Annotated in this window: 10 protein-coding genes; all 10 read right to left on the bottom strand. The window is 68.9% G+C overall.

Features of this window, described 5'->3' with window-relative positions; translation table 11 throughout:
- Positions 1 to 292 precede the first annotated feature (292 nt).
- On the bottom strand, positions 293 to 1,546 hold the full coding sequence (locus tag E1298_RS44335; RefSeq protein ID WP_131903376.1) for a hypothetical protein: 1,254 nt from the start codon (positions 1,544 to 1,546) through the stop codon (positions 293 to 295).
- Complete coding sequence (locus tag E1298_RS44330) at positions 1,530 to 1,799, bottom strand: hypothetical protein (RefSeq protein WP_131903375.1); 270 nt, start codon at positions 1,797 to 1,799, stop codon at positions 1,530 to 1,532. The genes E1298_RS44335 and E1298_RS44330 overlap by 17 nt, the downstream gene beginning before the upstream one ends.
- Positions 1,800 to 1,871: 72 nt before the next feature.
- Positions 1,872 to 2,081, bottom strand: a complete 210-nt coding sequence (locus tag E1298_RS44325; RefSeq protein WP_131903374.1) for a hypothetical protein — start codon at positions 2,079 to 2,081, stop codon at positions 1,872 to 1,874.
- Between the two features lie 32 nt (positions 2,082 to 2,113).
- A complete protein-coding gene (locus tag E1298_RS44320; protein WP_131903373.1) occupies positions 2,114 to 2,419 on the bottom strand; it encodes a hypothetical protein in 306 nt (101 codons plus the stop codon).
- Positions 2,420 to 2,446: 27 nt separating this feature from the next.
- Entirely contained in the window at positions 2,447 to 2,671 is a 225-nt protein-coding gene (locus tag E1298_RS44315) for a hypothetical protein (RefSeq protein ID WP_131903372.1), read from the bottom strand.
- Between the two features lie 98 nt (positions 2,672 to 2,769).
- Entirely contained in the window at positions 2,770 to 2,946 is a 177-nt protein-coding gene (locus tag E1298_RS48975) for a hypothetical protein (RefSeq protein WP_165975955.1), read from the bottom strand.
- A gap of 29 nt (positions 2,947 to 2,975) precedes the next feature.
- On the bottom strand, positions 2,976 to 3,296 hold the full coding sequence (locus tag E1298_RS44310; protein WP_131903371.1) for a hypothetical protein: 321 nt from the start codon (positions 3,294 to 3,296) through the stop codon (positions 2,976 to 2,978).
- Between the two features lie 83 nt (positions 3,297 to 3,379).
- A complete protein-coding gene (locus E1298_RS44305; RefSeq protein WP_131903370.1) occupies positions 3,380 to 3,760 on the bottom strand; it encodes an RRQRL motif-containing zinc-binding protein in 381 nt (126 codons plus the stop codon).
- Positions 3,757 to 4,488: a hypothetical protein gene (locus tag E1298_RS44300; RefSeq protein ID WP_243726222.1), complete on the bottom strand. Its 732-nt coding sequence runs from the start codon at positions 4,486 to 4,488 to the stop codon at positions 3,757 to 3,759. The genes E1298_RS44305 and E1298_RS44300 overlap by 4 nt, the downstream gene beginning before the upstream one ends.
- The coding region (locus E1298_RS49965; protein WP_207945224.1) for a hypothetical protein at positions 4,485 to 4,667 on the bottom strand (183 nt) is incomplete at its 5' end. The genes E1298_RS49965 and E1298_RS44300, both read right to left, overlap by 4 nt.

Below are 4,667 nucleotides of genomic sequence, written 5' to 3'. Positions count from 1 at the left end.
GCCGGTTTAGGCGCTGCCGGGTGATCAGCGTGGCGGTCTGGGGAGTTGAACCCGCCAGGTCTGCCCGTCGGCGTAGCCGAAGTTTCCCCGGAACGTCTCGATTCAGGTGCCTTCCGGGTCGTGGTGGACGTCGGTGACCTCATCACCGGAGGCGAGAACGTCACCTTGGCGGAGATCCTGGCCGCGGACGGGTTTGGTCTTGATCTTCTCCATAGGGCTCCAGATGGATTGGGGGAAGGTGGCAGGCTCGCGGCTCACTCCAGTTCCATGCCCGGTGTTGTCTGGCGAGGGCTTACCGGTGCCGTCCGACGCCGTTCTGCTTGACTTTCGGCGTGATATTCCGGATCGCTGTTGCCCTGGCATTGCTGATGCTCAGCGCGTACGCGATCTCAGAGATTGTCAGGGATTTTCCGGTGCTTTCTTCGATGGTGGTGATGATTTGCGACATGCGGTCTTCGCTGAGATTGTGGCCGCGTTCCAGCACCTTTCCAGGGCTTCCCGGGATCTTTCCCAGATCTTCCCCGCCCTGGGCATCGCCCCAGCTCTGTCCCACTGCGCCGCTTCCCCGGATCTTCCTCAGATCTTCCCCGTCGTGCCCGCCGAGCAGTTCGGCCAGGGGGTCGGTCCCGGAAATGGCATCGGTCGCGGTGCTGGCCATCATCGCCTTTGCGGCGTCGACCAGGAGGCGGCGGGAAGCGGTCTCGTCCAGGCCGGTTTCGCAGGCTCGGTCGATCGCCTCGACGGGCAGGGTGCCGTCCCGGCAGGCCCGCATGATCGCCGCCCGCACCTTTTTGGCTTTGGCGCCTTTGTACCCGGCATCCTCTTGGGCTGCTTCCACCACCCGGGAAACCGCCTTGATCTTCTCGTCCCTTACGACCAGGGCGGAAGAAACGGGGGAACGGTGCCGGAGCCGGTACAGGTTCGCCTCCCGCCACGCGCCGGGATTGGTCAGGCACATCACCATCGGGACGCGTTCCACGCCGATGGCGGCGTCGATCCGGGCCCGCAGCAGCCAGGCCACCGACTCGGCGAACACCGCCAGGGTGACCGCCATCAGCGCGTGTGCGGCCACGAACCAGCTGAACCAGCCGCCGCCGACCGTGCGCCCGTACCAGGCGCCGATCCCGGCGCTGATCACCACCAGCACGATCCCGTACAGCCGGGTGACCAACTGGCCGCGCGATTCCTTGACGGCCAGCACCAGCGACAGCGCCACCAGCACCGTGCCAGCCACGTCAAAGCCCAGCGGCAGCAGCTCCGCCAGATGCCTTGGCTCCCCAGCCTCCAGCAGCGCCGTGCGGGCGTTGGTGTAGGACACCCACATCAGCACCACGTACAGGGCGCCCACCACCACCAGGACGGCCTTACACGCCAGCTCACCGCGCTTGCTCAAGGCGATACGCCCAACACCGGGCAGCCCGGCCGCCGCGCGGCCGGAGCCTTCCGGCCGGGCATCGCCGCGGCTGTCATCGCCCGGACCGTCATCGCCCGGGCCGTCATCGCCGGGACTGGTCGGCCAATCGGCCGTCTCATCCATGCTGTCCATCGGGGTCCGGTGCTCCTTCCACGAAGAATCCGGGGCCGCAGGGTCGTGCGGTGCGAGGCGCGGTTCGGGCTGCGTTGCGGGCTGCGCAGACCCGATTGGCCAGGGTGCGGTAACGGCATGTGGCCCGAGCCGCGATCTCGTGGTCGGGCACCGTGACCGCCATCCCCGCCACCCGGGCGTAGATGTCGGCCCGCGCATTCAGCGCCCGCGCGATCAGGTCCAGGTCGGCGGCGGAGAACACGGAATTGGTCATTGGGAGTCTCCCTGGGGGAAGGTTCTCGGCCCAGAAGAAAAGCAAAGGGGGAAGGCCCCTGTCCGGCTGATCTCAGTGCGGGGTGCGGTTCGGCTCGGCGCTGAAGAACATGACGTTCCCGCCCTGGAACTGGCGGGGCATCGTCTTGAGGACGTGCTCGTAGATTGCGGACCGCGTGGTGCCCGCGCCGACCCGCATGGTGCACGTGAACGTGCCCTGCAGGGCACCAGTACCGTTGTTGGTCGGCTTGCTGATCGTGATGACCGCGAAGTACTCGGTCATGACATCGGCCTCCGTCACCATGCCGCACTGCTTCATGAGATCCGCCCCATAGCCTCCGACAGTGCGGACTCGATCGTGTCGTGGAACCGGACGCTGTCGTCGGCGTCGGTCGGGGCGGCGTGGGGGCCGCGGATGTAGAACCGGCGCTCCCTCAGCGGCGTGCACACTTGCCCGTATTCGCCGTCCACGGTGATGTACTCGGCGTGGCAGAGGTCGCGGCCGACGATGTTGAACGTCGGGGTCCGCTGGATGCTGAGGACGCCGGTGTCGTCGTTGCGCAACACCTGGGTCGCATCGCGGACGATTCTGATGATCTTTCCGTGGTTGTCGAATGTCATCGGGTGTCCCTCCTGAACCGGGGCGGCTTATTGGGAGTCGAAACTTTCGGCCACCAGGTTCGACGTGGGGTGCACCAGCTTGTAGGTGTGGCCGTTTCCGTTCCGGCCGGTGCCCCAGTAGTCGCGGAACTCCTCGAACCGGGACCGCGCGTCGTCCTCCTTCTCGTACGTCAGGATCTTGCGGTTTCCGTTCTCGTCTGCGATGTGATGGATCACGATGCGCCAGACGAACACGATCCGCGTGCCGGCCATCTGCTTGCCGCCTTTCATTCCTTGCCGTGCATTTGGCTGCGCCGAGGATGCGCACGGCTACTGGGGCGTGGACGGGGGCTGGTAGGACGGTGACGTGCTCACTTCCTTTTCCCCAGATGGATGGTTGGGTGGGCGGTCAAGTCCCCGCCCGCATCGGCCAGGGCCAGCAGCACGGCTGCCTCGTCGGCGTCCCAGCTCTCCTCGCCACCGCTCCACGGGTAACTGGATGCGGTGGTCTGCTCGTAGCCGGGCGGGATCGGCTGCGCCTGGGGCATCTCGCGCCGGTTGAGCCGTGGGCGGGGCATCAGGCAGCGCCCGGGTTGGCCGGAGCCCATACGTCGGGAACCGGGCCGAGGTCGCGGAGCTGAGCGGCCAGCGTCCGGGCCGTGTGGCCGGACACGTGCAGGCGCCGAGAGATCTCCGTGCACGGGTGGCCGGCAGCCAGGATGCGGGCGGCGGCCAGCAGACGCTCGGTGCGGGTCAGCGCCACCCGCCGCGCCCCGGTGGCGGCGATCTCGACCGCGATCGGGTCCACGATCCCGTCTTCGGGCAGCACCCACGGCGAGGGACGCCCGAGATCCGGGCCGGGCGAGTTCCCGGGCGAGTTCGAAGCGGAAACGGTCACGGCGGCGTCCTTTCACAGCAGGTCAGCAGGAAGTTGGTCGGCAGAAAGCGGAGGCGGGGGGCGGAGCCCGGGTGCCGGGGGTGTTAGGCGGTGTTCAGCTCCCACGGCTCGGCGCATTCCAGGCAGCAGCCCAGCCGCCGGGGCAGCACGTAACCGCGATCGGTCGCGCAACGCGGGCAGGTGCGGCGGGCCGCCAGTGCCTTGGCCAGTGCGGCCCGCTGCGCCGAGCTCGGGGCGCGTTTGGGCAGCGCCAGCCGCCGGTCGTACAGGTAGGCCACCCCGAGCCCGCGCCACCGGCGCCAGAGCACCTGTGCCACCACGTCCTGACCGCCGGGGCGCAGCCCAGCGGCGGCGAGCTGGCGGCGCGTCGCCAGATGCGACGGCGCCAACCGCCACGGATAGGTCGGGATGCCGTACCGGTCCCCGCGCGGATCCCAGAACCGCGCGGAGCTTCGGCGGCTCATAGCAGGGTGTCCTGTTGGCGGCGGCGGAGTTCGGTCAGCGTGAGCGGGCGAGACTCGCCGCGGACCCGTTCGCGCAGGATCGCGACGTCGCCGAGGTCGGCGCGGATGCGTTGCTCGCTCGCTTCGGCGGCGGCGTAGCGGTCGGGGAAGGTAGCCAGCAGATGTTTCCACTGCCGCTGGCCGGCACGCACGCACGCGCCGCCACAGTTGTTGTGGGCAAAGCCCAGCTCGTACAGCCGGGGCGGGGTGACGTCCAGGGCGCGGGCCCAGTCGAGCATCTGGCGTTTGGTCAGGTGCGGTTCGTCGCACATCGGGAACCGCACCGTCCAGGGCGCCCACCCTTTGACGATCGCGGGCAGGCGCCGGGTCTCTGACCAGTCGATCCCCACATGAAGCACGGTGCGGGCGGGGTCGGCGTTGGCCTCCAGCCACCGGCGGCACGGGCGCTGCTTGAGATGCGCCGAGCACGGCGCCAGCCGGGAGTTGCCGAGAAACCGCTGATCGGTGAACACCTCGAACTGGGTGCGGCCATCGGCCACCCGCACCAGCGGCGCCCCGAGTTGGGCCGCCGACTCCTCCAGGAACCGGTACAGGTCATCGTCCTCCACACCGGTATCGGCGAACAACAGCACCAGGTTGCCGGTGCCGTGCTCGGCGGCCACACGTTGCGCGGCGGCCCAACTGCCGATCCCGCCCGAGTACTGCACGACATGCGTGATCGCGGTCACCGCGTCTCCTGCCCCGAGCGGGTGTTCAAAGTGCCGGTCGGCAGAGTCGGCGGGGTCCAGCGGTGTCCGCAGTTGCAGCGGTGCCGCCCGTCGGGCAGCACCCGCACGCTGTGGACGCTTCCGCAGTTGGAACACCCGCCCGTCCCGGCGCCGGTCGGGGGGATGACGGGGACCGGGGT

It is taken from the genome of Actinomadura rubrisoli, from assembly GCF_004349215.1.
In the GTDB taxonomy this organism is placed as follows: Bacteria; Actinomycetota; Actinomycetes; order Streptosporangiales; family Streptosporangiaceae; genus Spirillospora; species Spirillospora rubrisoli.
Note: the sequence above shows the minus strand (reverse complement) of the source record. Positions and strands in the feature narration are given on the sequence as shown.

What these genes read in the sequence shown, in the direction of transcription:
- E1298_RS44335 (WP_131903376.1), bottom strand. Translation starts at nt 1,546, where the DNA reads ATGGACAGCATGGATGAGACGGCCGATTGGCCGACCAGTCCCGGCGAT.
- E1298_RS44330 (WP_131903375.1), bottom strand. Translation starts at nt 1,799, where the DNA reads ATGACCAATTCCGTGTTCTCCGCCGCCGACCTGGACCTGATCGCGCGG.
- E1298_RS44325 (WP_131903374.1), bottom strand. Translation starts at nt 2,081, where the DNA reads ATGACCGAGTACTTCGCGGTCATCACGATCAGCAAGCCGACCAACAAC.
- E1298_RS44320 (WP_131903373.1), bottom strand. Translation starts at nt 2,419, where the DNA reads ATGACATTCGACAACCACGGAAAGATCATCAGAATCGTCCGCGATGCG.
- E1298_RS44315 (WP_131903372.1), bottom strand. Translation starts at nt 2,671, where the DNA reads ATGGCCGGCACGCGGATCGTGTTCGTCTGGCGCATCGTGATCCATCAC.
- E1298_RS48975 (WP_165975955.1), bottom strand. Translation starts at nt 2,946, where the DNA reads ATGCCCCAGGCGCAGCCGATCCCGCCCGGCTACGAGCAGACCACCGCA.
- E1298_RS44305 (WP_131903370.1), bottom strand. Translation starts at nt 3,760, where the DNA reads ATGAGCCGCCGAAGCTCCGCGCGGTTCTGGGATCCGCGCGGGGACCGG.